The sequence below is a fragment of the Pseudomonas sp. S150 genome, assembly GCF_004526365.1.
Lineage (GTDB): Bacteria > Pseudomonadota > Gammaproteobacteria > Pseudomonadales > Pseudomonadaceae > Aquipseudomonas > Aquipseudomonas putida_A.
In genome coordinates this window covers 5678710-5696219 of sequence record NZ_CP038207.1, presented here as the reverse complement: position 1 = coordinate 5696219, position 17510 = coordinate 5678710, and the positions used below count along the sequence as shown (strand labels likewise).

Genomic DNA, 17510 nt, shown 5'->3' with positions numbered 1-17510 from the left:
TTTTCAGGACGAACACACATATGAAAATAACAAAGAGTCTGTTCCACGCGAGTGTTCTGGGTTTGTCGCTGCTGGCGACCAGCGTCATGGCGGCCGTTCCCGCCGCCGAAGCCGACAAGCTGGGCAAGAGCCTGACCCCGATGGGCGCCGAAATGGCCGGCAACGCCGACGGTTCGATCCCTGCCTGGAAACCGTTGGCGAAAAATGCCGGCACGGTCGACAGCAAGGGCTTCCTGTCCGATCCGTTCGGCAGTGAAAAACCGCTGTTCACCATCACCGCGCAGAACGTCGAGCAGTACAAGGACAAGCTTGCTCCGGGCCAGTACGCGATGTTCAAGCGCTACCCGGACACCTTCAAGATTCCGGTTTATCCGTCCCATCGCGGCTCGACCGTGCCGGATGACGTGTTCGCCGCGATCAAGAAAAACGCCACCACCACCAATCTGGTCGCAGGCGGTAACGGTCTGGAAAACTTCGATACCGCCGTGCCGTTCCCGATTCCGAAAAGCGGTCTGGAAGTGATCTGGAACCACATCACCCGCTATCGCGGTGGCAGTGTGACCCGTCTGGTGACCCAGGCGACTCCGCAAACCAACGGCTCGTTCAGCCTGGTGTACTTCCAGGACCAGTTCGTGTTCCGCGACAAGATGAAGGACTACGACCCGGCCAACCCGGGCAACATCCTGTTCTACTTCAAGCAGAAAGTGACCGCGCCGGCACGTCTGGCCGGTACCGTGCTACTGGTCCACGAAACCCTCGACCAGGTGAAGGAGCCGCGCAAGGCGTGGGTCTACGCCACTGGTCAGCGTCGTGTGCGTCAGGCACCGCAAGTGTCCTATGACGGCCCGGGCACTGCGGCGGACGGTCTGCGTACCTCCGACAACCTCGACATGTACAACGGTGCGCCGGATCGCTACGACTGGAAGCTCGAAGGCAAGAAAGAGATGTACATTGCCTCCAACAGCTACAAGATCGACTCGCCGACCCTCAAGTACGCAGACATCATCAAGGCCGGCCATATCAACCAGGACCTGACCCGTTACGAGTTGCGTCGTGTCTGGCACGTGGTCGCCACCCTGAAACCGGGTCAGCGCCATATCTATGCCAAACGTGACTTCTACATCGACGAAGACACCTGGCAGGCAGCAGTCATCGACCACTACGACGGTCGCGGTCAGCTGTGGCGTGTCGCCGAAGCGCATGCCGAGGACTACTACGACAAGCAAGTGCCGTGGTACGCGCTGGAAGCCCTGTACGACCTGCAATCGGGCCGCTACCTGGCGCTGGGCATGAAGAACGAAGAAAAATCAGCGTATGACTTCGGTTTCTCTGCCACCAAGAGCGAATTCCAGCCGGGCAACCTGGGCCAGGACGGTATCCGCTAAGCTTTGACCCGAGGCCGCATCCTCGAAAAAACGCCCCGACTGGTTCGGGGCGTTTTTTTTGGCGTTGATTTTGTAGGAGCTGCCGGCTCGCGACAGTCTTTTTGTAGCCATTTGTAGCAGCAACCTTCATAACCGCTACGTTTAAGGCTAGGCTGCGGACATCTGCTACGCCGCCAATAGCCATTCGAACAAGAGCCGGCCATGACTGATCTGTCCCCACTTCCGGGTCCCGCAAGCGTTGCCGTCGCGGCACTGGACGGACGTTTTTTCCGTCCTCCGCTGCCGGACGGATACGTCTTGCGGCCACGTCTCTGCGAGCGCCTGCAAACCGGGCTCGGTGGACGTCTGTTACTGGTCTGCGCTCCGGCCGGGTTCGGCAAGAGTTCGCTGGCGGTGGAGTTCTGTCAGAGCCTGCCGGGGCACTGGCAAAGTCTCTGGCTGGGATTGAGCCCACGGGATAACGATCCGGGGCGGTTTCTCGAGCGATTGCTGGAGGGACTGCAGGACTACTTTCCGGATCTGGGCAGTCGTGCACTCGGCCTGTTGAAGATGCGCCAGCGCCATCAGCCGTTCGCCTTCGAAGAATGGCTCGACGGCTTGCTCGATGAGTTGGCCCTGCAACTGCAACCGACGGCGCCGCTGTTGCTGGTGCTCGACGACTACCATCTCGCCCAAGGCCCGGTACTCGACCGTTGCCTGCAGTTTTTCCTCAATCATCTTCCCGATGGCTTGCTGGTCATGGTCACCAGTCGGCAGCGCCCGGACTGGCATCTGGCGCGTCTGCGCCTGTCGCGCCAGTTGCTCGAACTGCATGAGCAGGACTTGCGCCTGACCCACGATGAAGCCCTGACGCTGCTCGATCGACACAGCAGTTCATTGCGCGGCGAAGCGCTGGAAAACCTGATCCAGCGCAGCGAAGGCTGGGTGGCCGGACTGCGTTTCTGGTTGCTTGCGGTCTCCGAGGCTGGCAGCGGGGCTCCGCTGCCACCCGCGCTGAACGGCGGGGAAGGGCTGATCCGCGATTACCTGCTGGAAGAAGTGATCGATTGCCTGCCGGCCGAGGTGCAGGCGTTTCTCTACGACACCGCCCCTCAAGAGCGCTTTTGCAGCGAGCTGTGCGACGCGGTGCGCGAAGCCCACGACAGCGCCGAAATCCTGCGGTTTCTGTTGGCGCATCAGGTATTTCTGGTGCCGCTGGACGAACACGGTCACTGGTATCGCTATCACCATTTGTTTTCCGATCTGCTGCGCAGCCGTCCCGTGACCCAGACGCTGGTGCCGGCGGCGACCCTGCACCTGCGCGCCTGTCGCTGGTTCAATGCTCAAGGGCTGCTCGACGAAGCGGTGGAGCAGGCCTTGCGCGCCGGCCATCTGGATGTCGCAGCGAATCTGGTGCAGAACCTGTCCGAGGAACAACTGCTCGCCGAGCAGAACGTGGGCATGCTGCTGCGCTGGAAAATGGACTTGCCCGACAGTCTGCTGATCAGCACGCCACGCTTGATCGTGCTCTACAGCTGGGCGCTCGGGCTGGCCTGTCAGCTGGATGCCGCTGAAGAGCTGGCCAGTCATTTAAGTCGTTTCCTGCCGGCGCCTTCGGCCTCTGCGCAGAAGTCGATGCTCGCGCAATGGCTGGCGCTCAGCGGCATCATCGCCCGCGGGCGCGGGCATCGTGAGCTGACCCAGCGCTATTGCAGCGAAGCACTGGAAAGCCTGCCGGTGAAACGTTACGGGCAACGCCTGATGTGCCTGTCGACCTTGTCCAATCTGGCGATCGCCGACGGTGACCTGTGGCGTGCGCGGGGCTTGAATCGAGAATCCCTCGAGCTGGCGCAGCGGGTCGGCAATCCGTTGTTCGAAGCCTTGGCGCATTACGACCGGGCGCGGGTCCTGCAATCGCGCGGGGAAATTCTGCGGGCACTGGATGAGGTGCATCAGGGTCTTGATCGTCTGCGCGGGTTGTCGGCGCAACGTCTGTACGCGGTGCGTGCGCGATTGACGCTGTATGAAGGTTTTCTGCTGTCGATGCGCTTGCAACCGCAGCAGGCCCGGGCCCGATTGCTGAGCGGTCTGGCCGAAGCGCGGGCCTGTCGCGATATCAGCGTATTGATCGGTCACTGCGTGATCGCCCGTCTCGACGGCAGCCTCGGCGAATTCGCCAAGGCCTTCGCCGAACTCGCTGAAGCCGAGCGTCTGATGCATATATGGGATGTGCCGCCGATCTACTATCTGGCGATGATCACCCTGGTCAAATGCGAACTGTGGCTGGCGCAAGGCCGCACTGATCTGGCCGAAGCCTGGCTGGCACGACTGGGCCAGACCTACACCGGCGAACGTGCAGCCGCACCACCGGAATTTCATCCACAGCTGCCGCTGCATGTGGAATTGCAACAAGCGTTGCTCGACGTGATCAAGGGCCAGCCGATGCTCGCCGAAGGGCGGTTGAATGTGTTGCTGGAAAACGGTCAGCAAACCGGGCGCCAGTTGCTGTGTGTGATGGCGCTGGCGCAGAAAGTGAATTTGCTGCTGAGCAGTGGTCGCGAATCCGAGGCACGCAAAGCATTGAACCAGGCGCTGGAAGCGGCGACGGGCGGCGTGATACAGCCATTTGACGCCTTGATCAACGCGCATCCGGACTGGCTGCGCAGCCAGCTGCAAAACTCGCCAGCACTGGCAGGACAGCAGTTGCTGACGCATTTTCCGCTGGTGGTTGCCCGTCCTGTCATTGAATGTGGATCTGCCGAACAACTCAGCAGTCGCGAGCTGGCGGTGCTGCGTTTGATTGCCCAGGGCTGTTCCAATCAGGAAATCAGCGAGCAACTGTTCATTTCGCTGCATACGGTGAAAACCCATGCCAGCCATATCAACAGCAAGTTGGGGGTTGAGCGGCGTACTCAGGCGGTGGCCCGCGCCAAGGCGCTGGGGTTAATGATCTAGTCCCGCTAAAATCTTCGGCATCAGCGGTTTTCGCCGCCGTCGAATATTGATCAGGATTGCCCCATGACTGTTCCAGCGCCTGCGCTCATCCGCGAAACCTTCCCTGTCGGCCCGCTGCAATGCAACTGCACGATCATCGGCGACCCGATCACTAAAAAAGCCATCGTCGTCGATCCGGGCGGCAACCCCGATCTGATCATGGCGCGCCTCGATGCCCACGGTCTGAAAGTGGTCAGCATCATCCACACCCACGCGCATCTCGATCATTTTCTCGCCTCCGGGCAGATGAAGGAAAAGACCGGCGCAACCCTGCATCTGCACAAGGAAGACCAGTTCCTGTGGGACAACCTTGAAATGCAATGCCAGATGTTCGGTGTGCCCTACACGCCGGTGCCGTCGCCGGATCGCTGGTTGAGCGACGATGAAGAACTGGCCTGCGGCTGCGGCGTGGCGCTGCATACGCCGGGACATACGCCCGGTTCCATGAGCTTTTGGTTTTCCGAGGCTAAGCTGTTGATTGCCGGCGACACGCTGTTTCGTCGCGGGGTAGGGCGCACGGATTTGTGGGGCGGCGATCAGGCGACCATCGTGCGATCGATCAAGCAGCGGCTGTACACCCTCGACGAAGACGCAATCGTGGTTGCCGGGCATGGCCCGGACACGCGTCTCGGAGATGAAATGCGCGAAAACCCGTTCGTTCGCGCCTAAACATTTTGTCACGAGTGTGCAGCGGAATTTTTCGGCATTGTCATGATCCAACGCCCGCACAGGTCTATTGCCTAGGGCCGCTGCCACACAGAATGCGAAAAAAACCAGGAGCTCTTCATGTTCACCACGCCTCGTTTGATTATTGTTGCTACCGCTGTGGCCATGTTGGCCGGCTGCGCCTCGCCCAACCCGTATGACAATCAGGGGCAGGCCGACGGTGGCTCGCAAGGCATGAGCAAAACCGCCAAGTACGGCGGTCTCGGTGCGCTGGCCGGCGCCTTGGCAGGTGCCGCCATCGACCACAACAACCGTGGCAAGGGTGCCTTGATCGGCGCGGCGGTCGTTGGTGCCTCGGCGGCCGGTTACGGTTACTACGCCGACCAGCAAGAGAAAAAGCTGCGCGCCAGCATGGCCAACACCGGGGTTGAAGTGCAGCGCCAGGGCGATCAGATCAAGCTGATCATGCCAGGCAACATCACCTTCGCCACCGATTCGGCGAACATCGCGCCAAGCTTCTATCAGCCGCTGAACAACCTGGCGAACTCGTTGAAAGAGTTCAACCAGAACCAGATCGAAATCGTCGGCTACACCGACAGCACCGGCAGCCGCCAGCACAACATGGACCTGTCTCAGCGTCGTGCGCAGAGCGTGGCCACCTACCTGACTTCTCAAGGTGTCAGCGGTGCCAACCTCTCGGCCCGTGGCGCCGGCCCGGATAACCCGATTGCCAGCAACGGTGACGTCAATGGCCGCGCGCAGAACCGCCGCGTCGAGGTCAACCTGAAAGCGATTCCGGGTCAGCAGTATGGTGGTCAGCAGCAACAGCCGGGGACGGTTCAGCAGTATCCGTAAGTGAATGCTTGAGTGAAGAAATGCCCGGTCTTGTGACCGGGCATTTTTTTGGGTTGCCCGTGCTGGCCCTTTCGCGAGCAAGCCCGCTCCCACAGGGATGGGGGTTGTTCACAGAATCTGCGTTCACCACATGACCCTGTGGGAGCGGGCTTGCTCGCGAAGGGGCCGGACCAACACCCTCAAATCATCAGATACAAAAAAGCCCCCGGACAACCGAATTGTCCGGGGGCTTTTTGCTTGCAGCGAAGACTGATTACTTCTTCAAGCCATAATGCTCATCGAGCATGCCAGGCGAGTTCGGGGCTTTCGGTGCGTAGTCGCGTGGCGGCTCCTGATCGCGCGGCGGCGTCAGGCGTTCGCGCGGTGCCTGCGCGGCATCGGCGTGCAAAGCGGCGATCAGGCGTTGACGGGTCTGCTCGTCCAGGGCCAGGCGGTTGGCACCCTCGGCGAGATGATCCTGCACTTCCTGATAGCTCTGGGTCAGCTTCTTGACCAGCGTCGCGGTGCTGTTGAAGTGAGTGACCACCTCGTTTTGATAGCTGTCGAAACGCTCCTGGATATCATCCAGTTGACGCTGCGTGCGGCTCGGCGCGGCATTCGGTGCGACGCGAGCGATCAGGAATCCAATGGCGACACCCACAACCAGGGCAAGAGTCGGTAACAACCAAACTAAGAGCGAGTGTTCCACGAGTCCTTCCTCTATAAACGGCTTTGCTTTACGTTAACGGCTCGAACCTGCGCTGTATACCGCGATTCACTCGCAATAGATTGGCACAGACAATTTGCTAGACGAGTCGACCCGATTCGAGGTCACGGAGTTCCTTCCTTGCTGATGCGTGAAACCCCTGTAGTGATTGCCGGCCCAGTCGGCCAAATCGAAGCGCTGTACCTCGATAACGAGCAGCCAGTCGGCATCGCGCTGATCTGCCATCCAAACCCGGTGCAGGGCGGCACCATGCTCAACAAGGTCGTCTCGACCCTGCAGCGCACCGCGCGCGACGCCGGGCTGATCACCTTGCGCTTCAACTATCGCGGCGTCGGTGCCAGCGAAGGCTCCCACGACATGGGCAGCGGTGAAGTCGACGACGCTCAGGCTGCCGCAGCATGGCTACTGGAAAAGCATCCGGAGCTGCCGCTGACCCTGTTCGGTTTCTCCTTCGGCGGATTTGTTGCAGCAAGTCTCGGCGGTCGTCTCGAAGCCCAAGGCGTGCAGCTCAAGCAGTTGTTTATGGTCGCGCCGGCGGTGATGCGCCTGGGCGATCAGGATCAACTGCCACAGCACGGCGAGCTGACCGTGATCCAGCCGGAAACCGACGAAGTGATCGATCCGCAGTTGGTCTACGACTGGTCGGAAAAACTCCAGCGCCCCCATGAGCTGCTGAAAGTGGCAGAATGCGGACACTTTTTTCATGGCAAGCTGACCGATCTCAAGGATCTGATCCTGCCGCGTCTCTCGAATTGATTGCAGTCTGACAAGCGATTACCCATGACGAACCGTACCCGTATCCTCACCGGCATCACCACCACCGGCACGCCGCACCTGGGCAACTACGCCGGCGCCATCCGCCCGGCGATTCTCGCCAGCCGCGACAGCAATGCCGATTCGTTCTACTTCCTGGCCGACTACCACGCCTTGATCAAATGCGATGACCCGCTGCGCATCCAGCGCTCGCGTCTGGAAATCGCCGCGACCTGGCTGGCCGGTGGCCTGGATGTCGACCGTGTGACCTTCTATCGCCAGTCCGACATCCCGGAAATCCCCGAGCTGACCTGGCTGCTGACCTGCGTCGCCGCCAAAGGCTTGCTCAACCGGGCGCACGCCTACAAGGCCTCGGTGGACAAGAACGTCGAGAGCGGTGAAGACCCGGATGCCGGGATCACCATGGGTCTCTACAGCTACCCGGTGCTGATGGCGGCGGACATCCTGATGTTCAACGCGCACAAGGTCCCGGTCGGTCGTGACCAGATCCAGCACGTGGAAATGGCCCGCGACATCGGCCAGCGCTTCAACCACCTGTTCGGCCAAGGCAAAGAGTTCTTCACCATGCCTGAAGCGCTGATCGAGGAGAGCGTGGCGACCTTGCCCGGCCTCGACGGGCGCAAGATGTCGAAGAGCTACGACAACACCATCCCGCTGTTCTCCAGCGCCAAAGAGATGAAGGACGCGATCTCGCGGATCGTCACCGACTCCAAAGCGCCGGGCGAAGCCAAAGATCCGGACAACTCGCACCTGTTCACTCTGTTTCAGGCGTTCGCCACACCGGCGCAGGCGGACGAATTCCGCAGCGAACTGCTCGGCGGTCTGGGTTGGGGCGAGGCGAAGAATCGTCTGTTCCAGTTGCTCGACAATGAACTGGGCGAGTCCCGCGAGCGCTATCACCAGTTGATCGAGCGCCCGGCGGATCTGGAAGACATCCTGCAACACGGCGCGAAAAAGGCTCGTGCGGTGGCGACGCCGTTCCTCAACGAACTGCGTGAAGCGGTCGGCCTGCGTTCGTTCGTCAATCAGGTGCAAGTCGCGGCGACCACCAAAAAGAAAGCCGTGAAAGCTGCACGTTTCGTGAGCTTCCGTGAAGACGACGGCAGCTTCCGCTTCCGTCTGCTGGCGGCTGATGGCGAGCAACTGCTGCTGTCGCGCAACTTTGCCGACGGCAAAACCGCCGGTCAAGTGACCAAGCAACTGCAGGCCGGTCAGGCGCTGGACATTCGCAATCAAGACCTGAGCTTCAGCGTGTGGCTGGAAGGCGAGTGCGTTGGCGACAGCCCGGCGTTCGCCGATGCTGCTGCGCGGGACGCGGCTGTCGAAGCTCTGCGCGTTGCACTGACCCCGGTTCAGGACTAATCCGCGGCGCGGCCCGACCAAGGGCTGATTGCCATTCCTACGGGCCGTCGCTACAGTGACGGCCCGTTTTTGTTGCCTTGCTAACGAATTATGACGCCCCTAGAACGATATCAAGCTGATCTGAAACGCCCGGACTTCTTCCATGACGCCGCGCAGGAAACTGCCGTGCGTCATCTGCAGCGCCTGTACGACGATCTGATCGCGGCCGAGCAGAACAAGCCGGGTTTGCTGGGCAAGCTGTTTGGCAAGAAGGATCAGACGCCGGTCAAGGGCCTGTACTTCTGGGGCGGCGTGGGTCGCGGCAAGACTTACCTGGTCGACACCTTCTTCGAAGCGCTGCCGTTCAAGGAAAAGACCCGCACCCACTTCCACCGCTTCATGAAGCGTGTGCACGAAGAGATGAAAACCCTGGGCGGCGAGAAAAACCCGCTGACCATCATCGCCAAGCGCTTCGCGACCGAGTCGCGAGTGATCTGCTTCGATGAATTCTTCGTTTCGGACATCACCGACGCGATGATCCTCGGCACGCTGATGGAAGAGCTGTTCAAGAACGGCGTGACCCTGGTCGCGACCTCGAACATCGTTCCGGACGGCTTGTACAAGGACGGCCTGCAACGCGCACGCTTCCTGCCGGCTATTGCGCTGATCAAGCAGAACACCGAGATCGTCAACGTCGACAGCGGTGTCGACTACCGTCTGCGCCACCTCGAACAAGCGGAGCTGTTCCACTATCCGCTGGATGAAGCCGCCCATGAAAGCCTGCGCAAGAGCTTCAAGGCCCTGACGCCGGAATGCACCGCCGCGGTGGAAAACGATGTGCTGATCATCGAGAACCGTGAAATCCGTGCCCTGCGCACCTGCGACGACGTGGCCTGGTTCGACTTCCGCGAACTGTGCGACGGTCCGCGCAGCCAGAACGACTACATCGAGCTGGGCAAGATCTTCCACGCGGTGCTGCTCAGCGGCGTCGAGCAGATGAGCGTCACCACCGACGACATCGCCCGGCGTTTCATCAACATGGTCGACGAGTTCTATGATCGTAACGTCAAGCTGATCATTTCTGCCGAAGTCGAGTTGAAAGACCTGTACACCGGCGGACGCCTGACGTTCGAATTCCAGCGTACGCTCAGCCGTCTGCTGGAGATGCAATCGCACGAATTCCTGTCCCGGGCGCACAAGCCTTAAACAGATTCGGCATACAAAAAAGGGCCTGCAATTGCAGGCCTTTTTTTATGCGACGCAGTACCCCTGTGGGAGCGGGCTTGCTCGCGAATGCGGTGTGTCAGCTAAATAGATGCCGACTGAAAGTATGCTTTCGCGAGCAAGCTCGCTCCCACAGGAGGCCTTGTGTCGTTCAAAAGCTACGCAGCCTGCTGAAACTGCTGCCGATACTGGTTCGGCGACAGCTCGGTGTGCTGGCGGAACAGCCGCGCAAAGAAGCTCGCATCGTCGTAGCCGACCTCATAACTGATGGTCTTGATGCTCTTGCGGCTGCCGGACAGCAAGCCCTTGGCGGTCTCTATACGCAACCGTTGCAGGTAGTGCAGCGGCTTGTCACCAGTCGCGGTCTGGAAGCGGCGCATGAAGTTGCGGATGCTCATGCCGTGCTCGCGGGCCACGTCTTCGAAGCGGAACTTGTCGGCGAAATGCTCTTCAAGCCAGTGCTGGATCTGCAGGATGATCACGTCCTGGTGCAGCTTCTGCCCGCCGAAACCGATGCGACCCGGCGAATAACTGCGCTGCACTTCATACAGAATGTCGCGGGCCACGGCTTGCGCCACGTTGGCGCCGCAGAAGCGTTCGATCAGGTAGATATAGAGATCGCAGGCCGAAGTGGTGCCGCCGGCGCAATACAGGTTGTCAGCGTCGGTCAGGTGCTTGTCCTGATTGAGGTACACCTTGGGGAAGCGCTCGGCGAAGGCATTGAAGAAACGCCAGTAGGTGGTCGCTTCCTTGCCATTGAGCAGTCCGGCCTCGGCCAGCCAGAATACCCCGGTGGCTTCGCCGCAGAGCACGGCGCCGCGGGCATGCTGCTCGCGCAGCCACGGCAGGATTTGTGGATAACGGCCGCACAGGGTTTCAAAGTCGTCCCAGAACGCCGGGAGGATGATGACGTCGGCGTTTTCCAGGCCGCCGTCCACCGGCATCATCACGTCACTGAAACTGTTCACCGGTTTGCCGTCGGGGCTGACCAGGCGGGTTTCGAACGCCGGTGTCAGGCCGTGGCCCAGTTGTTTGCCGTAACGCAGGCTGGCCAGATGGAAGAAATCCTTGGCCTGCATGAGAGTGGATGCGAAAACCCGGTCGATTGCCAGGATGCTGACGCGCCGCAAGGGCGTGGAGACTTGCTTGGACATAATTCAACTTTTGTTTTGTTTTTATAAGGGAAAGTGGTCACCAGACGGCTGGATCGTCTTATTTTTTGTCGGATGTGTCCAGTGTCCTGTGTCGGAGGTGAGGCTTAGTCTCTGAAGGTCATATCCCTCCAACAAGAATGAAAGGTGCCGCATGATCCCCAGAACCTTGTTCAGCTCCGAGCACGAATTGTTCCGCGACAGCGTACGAACCTTCCTCGAAAAAGAGGCTGTCCCGTTCCATGCGCAATGGGAGAAACAAGGCCACATCGACCGCAAGCTGTGGAACAAGGCCGGGGAGGCGGGGATGCTCTGCTCACACCTGCCGGAAGAATACGGCGGCCTGGGCGCGGACTTTCTGTACAGCGCGGTGGTGATCGAAGAGGTCGGTCGCTTGGGTCTGACCGGTATCGGCTTTTCGCTGCATTCGGACATCGTCGCACCGTACATCCTGCATTACGGCAGCGAAGCGCTTAAGCACAAATACCTGCCGAAACTGGTCTCTGGCGAGATGGTCAGTGCGATTGCCATGACCGAACCGGGCGCCGGCTCCGACCTGCAAGGGGTCAAGACCACGGCGGTGCTGGATGGCGACGAGTACGTGATCAACGGCTCCAAGACTTTCATCACCAACGGCTTCCTCGCTGATTTGGTGATCGTCGTCGCCAAGACTGATCCGAAGGCCGGTGCCAAGGGCACTAGCCTGTTTGTGGTAGAGGCGAATACGCCGGGCTTCGAGAAGGGCAAACGCCTGGAGAAGGTCGGAATGAAGGCTCAGGACACGTCGGAATTGTTCTTCCAGGACGTGCGTGTTCCCAAGGAAAACCTGTTGGGTCAGGCCGGGGCAGGGTTCGCTTATTTGATGCAGGAATTGCCACAGGAGCGACTGACGGTAGCGATCGGTGGTCTGGCCTCAGCCGAAGCTGCGCTGAAATGGACGCTGGATTACACCCGTGATCGCAAGGCGTTCGGCAAGGCGATTGCCGACTTCCAGAACACCCGCTTCAAACTGGCGGAAATGGCTACCGAGATTCAGATCGGCCGGGTCTTTGTCGACAAGTGCCTGGAACTGCACCTGCAAGGCAAGCTCGATGTTCCAACAGCGGCGATGGCCAAATACTGGGGCACCGACCTGCAATGCAAGGTGCTCGACGAGTGCGTGCAGTTGCATGGCGGCTACGGCTTCATGTGGGAATACCCGGTGGCCCGGGCGTGGGCGGATGCGCGCGTGCAGCGCATCTATGCCGGCACCAATGAAATCATGAAGGAGATCATTGCGCGCTCGTTGTGAGCTTTGCAGTGAATTGACAGGCCCTTTCGCGAGCAAGCCCGCTCCCACAGGTACGGAGTGATCTTTGTGGGAGCGGGCTTGCTCGCGAAGCTTTTAGCGGTCGATCAAGGTGCCGGATTCGGGTGATCCTTGTGAATCGCCTCGATCCCCGCCAGCACTTTATCGGAAAGTTTCAGATCAAAACTGGCAATGTTGCTGTCCAGTTGCTCCAGCGTCGTCGCGCCAATGATGTTGCTGGTGACGAACGGTTGCTGGGTGACGAACGCCAAGGCCATTTGCGCCGGGTCCAGACCATGTTCCCGGGCCAGTGCCACGTAACGGCTGCAAGCAGCTTCCGACTGCGGGTTGAAGTAGCGGCTGAAGCGGCTGTAGAGGCTCAGGCGGCCTTTCGGCGGGCGAGCGCCACCTTCGTACTTGCCGGACAGGAAGCCGAACGCCAGCGGCGAGTACGCGAGCAGGCCGCACTGTTCGCGAATGGCGATTTCCGCCAGGCCGATTTCGAAGCTGCGGTTGAGCAGGTTGTACGGGTTCTGGATCGACACCGCGCGCGGCCAGCCACGGGCTTCGGCCAGGGCAAGGAAACGCATGGTGCCCCACGGGGTCTCGTTGGACAGCCCGATGTGGCGGATCTTGCCGGCCTTCACTTGTTCGTCGAGCGCTTCGAGGGTGTCTTCGAGCGGTGTCAGGTTGGCTTCGATCTTGTGCTTGTAGCCCAGCTGTCCGAAAAAGTTGGTGCTGCGCTCCGGCCAGTGCAATTGATAAAGGTCGATGTAATCGGTCTGCAGGCGCTCGAGGCTGGCATCCACCGCGGCGGTGATGTGCTGGCGGTTATGGCGCAGGTTCTTGTCGCGGATGTAGTCGATGGTGTTGCCGGGGCCGGCGATCTTGCTGGCGAGGATCCAGTCGGCCCGATCACCACGGCTTTTGAAATAATTGCCGATGTAGCGCTCGGTGGTGGCGTAGGTTTCGGCTTTCGGCGGCACCGGGTACATCTCGGCGGTGTCGATGAAATTGATCCCGGCTTCCTTGGCCCGTTCGATCTGGGCGAAGGCTTCAGCTTCAGTGTTTTGCTCGCCCCAGGTCATGGTGCCGAGGCAGATTGCACTCACGTTCAGGTCGGTACGGCCTAGCTGGCGATAGTCCATCGGGTGCTCCTTGGGCAAAACAATCATAAAAGCAGGTTGAAAATTTTTTCGCAATCTGCATAATTGCCGACCTCTTTCTGCAGTGGAAGTGATGCGCCGCCGCCGAAGAATCTTGCCGTTGAACGGACGCGCCGACCCGAGCCCCCGAAAGCGTCTGTATCCGGCTGCCTTTGACTTGTCAAAGTACGCACTATTCAGTAAGATCCGCCGTCTTATTTACAGGCGGCCCCTGAGGCTATAAAGAATGAAAACTTTTACTGCTAAACCGGAAACAGTAAAGCGCGACTGGTTTGTCGTCGACGCTGCTGGTCAGACCCTGGGTCGTCTGGCCACCGAAATCGCGAGCCGTCTGCGTGGCAAGCACAAGCCTGAGTACACTCCTCACGTTGACACCGGCGACTACATCGTCGTAATCAACGCCGAGCAGATCCGTGTAACCGGCGCTAAAACCACTGACAAAATGTACTACTCCCACTCCGGTTTCCCGGGCGGCATCAAGTCGATCAACTTTGAAAAGCTGATCGCCAAAGCCCCTGAGCGCGTGATCGAGACCGCGGTTAAAGGCATGCTGCCTAAGAACCCGCTGGGTCGTGACATGTACCGTAAGCTGAAAGTCTATGCGGGCGCTGCACACCCTCATACTGCTCAGCAGCCCCAAGAACTGAAGATTTAACGGAATAGTTCATTATGTCGGCGACTCAAAATTACGGCACTGGCCGTCGCAAGACCGCAACCGCACGCGTTTTCCTGCGTCCGGGTACTGGTAACATCTCCATCAACAACCGCTCCCTGGACTCGTTCTTCGGCCGCGAAACTGCCCGCATGGTAGTTCGTCAGCCGCTGGAACTGACCGAGACTGTCGAGAAGTTCGACATCTACGTCACTGTCATCGGTGGTGGTGTAAGTGGTCAGGCTGGCGCAATCCGCCACGGCATCACTCGCGCTCTGATGGACTACGACGAAACCCTGCGTAGCGCTCTGCGCAAAGCTGGCTTCGTTACTCGCGACGCCCGTGAAGTTGAACGTAAGAAAGTTGGTCTGCGTAAAGCGCGTAAGCGTCCGCAGTACTCGAAGCGTTAATTCGTTTCCACGTTCAAAAAAGAACGCCCGATTCCTCACGGAACCGGGCGTTTTTTTATGCCTGCGATTTATCAAAAGAATTGCGCTGTGACAACTTGCCACATTCGTAGACCCCCTATACTGCAAGGCTTGAGGGTATGAGCTCCGGGTAATTCCCTTGTCAGAATTGGGGCTTTTCATTACCATCTCGGCAAAATTTTTATAAGTAACATTGATTTATTTAGTAGATGCCTGATTTAACAGGCCACAAAGCTGATGGGAGAGGACTGAATGAGCAATGACGGCGTGAATGCAGGCCGGCGTCGCTTCTTGGTAGCAGCCACATCCGTGGTGGGTGCTGCAGGAGCGGTGGGGGCTGCGGTCCCGTTCGTGGGGTCATGGTTTCCCAGTGCCAAGGCGAAAGCCGCCGGTGCACCGGTGAAAGTGAATGTCAGCAAGATCGAGCCAGGACAGCAGATGATTGCCGAGTGGCGCGGCCAGCCGGTGTTCATTGTCCGCCGTACTGCGGAAATCCTGGGGAATCTCAAGAAGATCGAGGGCCAGCTCTCCGATCCGACTTCCAAGAACTCCACGCAACCCACCTATGTCGACCCTGAAGTGCGTTCGATCAAGCCGGAAATTCTCCTGCTGATCGGGATCTGCACTCACTTGGGTTGCTCACCAACCTTCCGTCCCGAAGTGGCGCCTGCAGATCTGGGTAAAGACTGGGTCGGTGGCTATTTCTGCCCTTGCCACGGCTCCCACTACGATCTGGCTGGCCGCGTCTACAAGTCGCAACCCGCGCCTTTGAACCTGCCAGTTCCCCCGCATTCCTATGAGACCGATGACCTGATTGTCATTGGCGTCGATACGGAGAAAGCGTGATGAGCAAGTTCATGGATTGGGTGGATGCGCGCTTCCCTGCGACCAAAATGTGGGAAGACCATCTCAGCAAGTATTACGCGCCAAAAAACTTCAACTTCTTCTATTTCTTCGGCTCGCTGGCGCTGCTGGTGCTGGTCAATCAGATCGTCACCGGTGTCTGGCTGACGATGAGCTACACGCCGTCGGCAGAAGAGGCGTTCGCTTCCGTCGAATACATCATGCGCGATGTCGAGTACGGCTCGATCCTGCGTCTGCTGCACTCCACTGGCGCTTCGGCGTTCTTCATCGTGGTCTATCTGCACATGTTCCGTGGCCTGCTCTACGGTTCGTACCAGAAACCACGTGAACTGGTCTGGGTATTCGGCATGCTGATCTACCTGGCGCTGATGGCCGAGGCCTTCATGGGTTATCTGCTGCCTTGGGGTCAGATGTCCTACTGGGGTGCCCAGGTGATCATCTCGCTATTCGGTGCGATTCCGGTGATCGGTAACGACCTGACCCAGTGGATTCGGGGTGACTACCTGATCTCCGGAATCACCCTGAACCGCTTCTTCGCCCTGCACGTGGTGGCGCTGCCGATCGTGATTCTTGGTCTGGTGGTGCTGCACATTCTGGCGCTGCACGAAGTCGGCTCGAACAACCCTGATGGCGTCGACATCAAGAAGCACAAAGACGAAAACGGTGTCCCGCTGGATGGCATTGCTTTCCACCCGTACTACACCGTGAAAGACATCGTCGGCGTAGTGGTGTTCCTGTTCATCTTCTGCTTTATCGTGTTCTTCTTCCCGGAAATGGGCGGCTACTTCCTCGAAAAACCAAACTTCGAGCAAGCCAACCCGTTCAAGACGCCTGAGCACATTGCACCGGTCTGGTACTTCACACCGTTCTACGCGATCTTGCGTGCGATCCCGGACAAACTCATGGGCGTGATCGCCATGGGCGCCTCGATTGCCATGCTGTTCGTGCTGCCGTGGCTGGATCGCAGCCCGGTCAAATCGATGCGTTACAAGGGCTGGATGAGCAAAATCTGGCTGGTGGTGTTCTGCATTTCCTTCGTGATCCTCGGCATTCTGGGCGTACTGGCCCCGACGCCGGAGCGCACGCTGGTGTCGCAGATCTGCACCTTCCTGTACTTCGCCTACTTCATTCTGATGCCGTTCTACACCAGGCTCGAGAAGACCAAACCGGTTCCGGAAAGGGTGACTGGCTGATGAAAAAGTTATTTTTTGCTCTGATTTTTGCTGCTCTGCCTGTGCTGTCTTTCGCCGCTGAACACGGTGGTCCGGAGCTGGAAAAAGTCGATATCGACGTGTCCGACAAGGCTGCCCTGCAAGATGGTGCGCGGACCTTCGCCAACTATTGCATGGGCTGCCACAGTGCCAAGTTTCAGCGTTACGAGCGGGTGGCCGATGACCTCGGCATTCCCCACGAAATGATGCTCGAGAAGCTGGTGTTCACTGGCGCCAAGATCGGCGATCACATGAACATCGGCATGCAGCCGGCGGACGCCAAGACCTGGTTCGGTGCTGCTCCGCCGGACCTGACTTTGGTGGCTCGCGTGCGTGGTACTGACTGGCTCTACGGTTACCTGCGCTCGTTCTACGAAGATCCGGCACGTCCTTGGGGCGTGAACAACAAGGTCTTCCCGAACGTCGGCATGCCTAACGTGCTGGTCGGCCTGCAAGGTCGCCAGGTGGTTGGCTGTAAGCAAGTGCAGATCGTCGAGGACGGCAAGAAGCAATACGATCCGCTGACCGGTACGCCGCTGACCCATGAAGCGTGCGATCAGTTGACCATCGTGCCGAAATCCGGTGCTCTGAACGAAGAGCAGTTCGATGAGAAGGTCAAGAATCTGGTAACCTTCCTGGCTTACTCGGCTAACCCGGTTAAGCTGCAACATCAGCGCATCGGTACTTACGTCTTGCTGTACCTGGCGTTCTTCTTTGTGTTCGCCTACCTGCTCAAGCGTGAATACTGGAAAGACGTGCACTGATACGCTTCAAGCATTGCTGTTAATCGCGCGCGCCCAAGGGTTCCTCCGATAACGCAAGGTCT

The 17510-nt window shown here is 59.2% G+C and carries 16 protein-coding genes; 13 read left to right on the top strand and 3 right to left on the bottom strand.

The window, feature by feature from the left end; genetic code table 11:
• Positions 1 to 20: 20 nt before the first annotated feature.
• The 4 genes from E3Z29_RS26395 (at position 21) to E3Z29_RS26380 (ending at position 5879) form a co-directional block, all read left to right on the top strand.
• Positions 21 to 1385: a DUF1329 domain-containing protein gene (locus tag E3Z29_RS26395; protein WP_027612198.1), complete on the top strand. Its 1365-nt coding sequence runs from the start codon at positions 21 to 23 to the stop codon at positions 1383 to 1385.
• 201 nt (positions 1386 to 1586) lie between these two features.
• Positions 1587 to 4319, top strand: a complete 2733-nt coding sequence (locus E3Z29_RS26390; protein ID WP_134787307.1) for a LuxR C-terminal-related transcriptional regulator — start codon at positions 1587 to 1589, stop codon at positions 4317 to 4319.
• A 63-nt stretch (positions 4320 to 4382) separates the two neighbouring features.
• Positions 4383 to 5027 carry an MBL fold metallo-hydrolase gene (locus E3Z29_RS26385; protein ID WP_027612196.1) on the top strand — a complete coding sequence of 215 codons (645 nt, stop codon included), beginning with the start codon at positions 4383 to 4385 and terminating at the stop codon, positions 5025 to 5027.
• Positions 5028 to 5144: 117 nt separating this feature from the next.
• Positions 5145 to 5879: an OmpA family protein gene (locus E3Z29_RS26380; protein WP_007961595.1), complete on the top strand. Its 735-nt coding sequence runs from the start codon at positions 5145 to 5147 to the stop codon at positions 5877 to 5879.
• 253 nt (positions 5880 to 6132) lie between these two features.
• Here the strand turns inward: E3Z29_RS26380 and E3Z29_RS26375 are convergent, their stop codons facing one another.
• The gene (locus tag E3Z29_RS26375) at positions 6133 to 6567 is read right to left on the bottom strand and encodes a YhcB family protein (RefSeq protein ID WP_027612195.1); all 435 of its coding nucleotides are present in this window, start codon (positions 6565 to 6567) and stop codon (positions 6133 to 6135) included.
• A gap of 144 nt (positions 6568 to 6711) precedes the next feature.
• Between E3Z29_RS26375 and E3Z29_RS26370 the strand changes: the two genes are divergently transcribed.
• From E3Z29_RS26370 to zapE, 3 genes are all read left to right on the top strand, one after another.
• A complete protein-coding gene (locus tag E3Z29_RS26370; RefSeq protein WP_097086289.1) occupies positions 6712 to 7341 on the top strand; it encodes an alpha/beta hydrolase in 630 nt (209 codons plus the stop codon).
• Between the two features lie 24 nt (positions 7342 to 7365).
• A complete protein-coding gene (locus E3Z29_RS26365; RefSeq protein ID WP_134787306.1) occupies positions 7366 to 8721 on the top strand; it encodes a tryptophan--tRNA ligase in 1356 nt (451 codons plus the stop codon).
• A 90-nt stretch (positions 8722 to 8811) separates the two neighbouring features.
• Positions 8812 to 9906: a cell division protein ZapE gene (gene zapE, locus E3Z29_RS26360; protein ID WP_041074841.1), complete on the top strand. Its 1095-nt coding sequence runs from the start codon at positions 8812 to 8814 to the stop codon at positions 9904 to 9906.
• 176 nt (positions 9907 to 10082) lie between these two features.
• Here the strand turns inward: zapE and E3Z29_RS26355 are convergent, their stop codons facing one another.
• Positions 10083 to 10979: a GlxA family transcriptional regulator gene (locus tag E3Z29_RS26355; RefSeq protein WP_171061848.1), complete on the bottom strand. Its 897-nt coding sequence runs from the start codon at positions 10977 to 10979 to the stop codon at positions 10083 to 10085.
• A gap of 250 nt (positions 10980 to 11229) precedes the next feature.
• Between E3Z29_RS26355 and E3Z29_RS26350 the strand changes: the two genes are divergently transcribed.
• Positions 11230 to 12366 carry an acyl-CoA dehydrogenase family protein gene (locus E3Z29_RS26350; RefSeq protein WP_003228064.1) on the top strand — a complete coding sequence of 379 codons (1137 nt, stop codon included), beginning with the start codon at positions 11230 to 11232 and terminating at the stop codon, positions 12364 to 12366.
• Between the two features lie 104 nt (positions 12367 to 12470).
• Here E3Z29_RS26350 and E3Z29_RS26345 read toward each other — a convergent pair whose 3' ends face one another.
• Positions 12471 to 13511, bottom strand: coding sequence for an NADP(H)-dependent aldo-keto reductase (locus E3Z29_RS26345; RefSeq protein WP_134787305.1), 1041 nt, complete (start codon positions 13509 to 13511; stop codon positions 12471 to 12473).
• A 244-nt stretch (positions 13512 to 13755) separates the two neighbouring features.
• Between E3Z29_RS26345 and rplM the strand changes: the two genes are divergently transcribed.
• The 5 genes from rplM to E3Z29_RS26320 all read left to right on the top strand — a co-directional run bounded on the left by rplM (position 13756) and on the right by E3Z29_RS26320 (position 17448).
• On the top strand, positions 13756 to 14184 hold the full coding sequence (rplM, locus tag E3Z29_RS26340) for a 50S ribosomal protein L13 (RefSeq protein WP_003228062.1): 429 nt from the start codon (positions 13756 to 13758) through the stop codon (positions 14182 to 14184).
• A 14-nt stretch (positions 14185 to 14198) separates the two neighbouring features.
• On the top strand, positions 14199 to 14591 hold the full coding sequence (rpsI, locus tag E3Z29_RS26335; protein ID WP_007961615.1) for a 30S ribosomal protein S9: 393 nt from the start codon (positions 14199 to 14201) through the stop codon (positions 14589 to 14591).
• Between the two features lie 270 nt (positions 14592 to 14861).
• Positions 14862 to 15455: a ubiquinol-cytochrome c reductase iron-sulfur subunit gene (gene petA, locus E3Z29_RS26330; protein ID WP_003228055.1), complete on the top strand. Its 594-nt coding sequence runs from the start codon at positions 14862 to 14864 to the stop codon at positions 15453 to 15455.
• Positions 15455 to 16666 carry a cytochrome bc complex cytochrome b subunit gene (locus tag E3Z29_RS26325; protein ID WP_096797145.1) on the top strand — a complete coding sequence of 404 codons (1212 nt, stop codon included), beginning with the start codon at positions 15455 to 15457 and terminating at the stop codon, positions 16664 to 16666. The genes petA and E3Z29_RS26325 overlap by 1 nt, the downstream gene beginning before the upstream one ends.
• Complete coding sequence (locus E3Z29_RS26320) at positions 16666 to 17448, top strand: cytochrome c1 (protein WP_007917027.1); 783 nt, start codon at positions 16666 to 16668, stop codon at positions 17446 to 17448. The genes E3Z29_RS26325 and E3Z29_RS26320 overlap by 1 nt, the downstream gene beginning before the upstream one ends.
• Positions 17449 to 17510: the final 62 nt, after the last annotated feature.

Excerpts from the sequence above, each read along its gene's own strand:
- E3Z29_RS26395 (WP_027612198.1), top strand. The coding sequence starts at position 21 with ATGAAAATAACAAAGAGTCTGTTCCACGCGAGTGTTCTGGGTTTGTCG.
- E3Z29_RS26390 (WP_134787307.1), top strand. The coding sequence starts at position 1,587 with ATGACTGATCTGTCCCCACTTCCGGGTCCCGCAAGCGTTGCCGTCGCG.
- E3Z29_RS26385 (WP_027612196.1), top strand. The coding sequence starts at position 4,383 with ATGACTGTTCCAGCGCCTGCGCTCATCCGCGAAACCTTCCCTGTCGGC.
- E3Z29_RS26380 (WP_007961595.1), top strand. The coding sequence starts at position 5,145 with ATGTTCACCACGCCTCGTTTGATTATTGTTGCTACCGCTGTGGCCATG.
- E3Z29_RS26370 (WP_097086289.1), top strand. The coding sequence starts at position 6,712 with ATGCGTGAAACCCCTGTAGTGATTGCCGGCCCAGTCGGCCAAATCGAA.
- E3Z29_RS26365 (WP_134787306.1), top strand. The coding sequence starts at position 7,366 with ATGACGAACCGTACCCGTATCCTCACCGGCATCACCACCACCGGCACG.
- zapE (WP_041074841.1), top strand. The coding sequence starts at position 8,812 with ATGACGCCCCTAGAACGATATCAAGCTGATCTGAAACGCCCGGACTTC.
- E3Z29_RS26350 (WP_003228064.1), top strand. The coding sequence starts at position 11,230 with ATGATCCCCAGAACCTTGTTCAGCTCCGAGCACGAATTGTTCCGCGAC.
- E3Z29_RS26345 (WP_134787305.1), bottom strand. The coding sequence starts at position 13,511 with ATGGACTATCGCCAGCTAGGCCGTACCGACCTGAACGTGAGTGCAATC.
- rplM (WP_003228062.1), top strand. The coding sequence starts at position 13,756 with ATGAAAACTTTTACTGCTAAACCGGAAACAGTAAAGCGCGACTGGTTT.
- rpsI (WP_007961615.1), top strand. The coding sequence starts at position 14,199 with ATGTCGGCGACTCAAAATTACGGCACTGGCCGTCGCAAGACCGCAACC.
- petA (WP_003228055.1), top strand. The coding sequence starts at position 14,862 with ATGAGCAATGACGGCGTGAATGCAGGCCGGCGTCGCTTCTTGGTAGCA.
- E3Z29_RS26325 (WP_096797145.1), top strand. The coding sequence starts at position 15,455 with ATGAGCAAGTTCATGGATTGGGTGGATGCGCGCTTCCCTGCGACCAAA.
- E3Z29_RS26320 (WP_007917027.1), top strand. The coding sequence starts at position 16,666 with ATGAAAAAGTTATTTTTTGCTCTGATTTTTGCTGCTCTGCCTGTGCTG.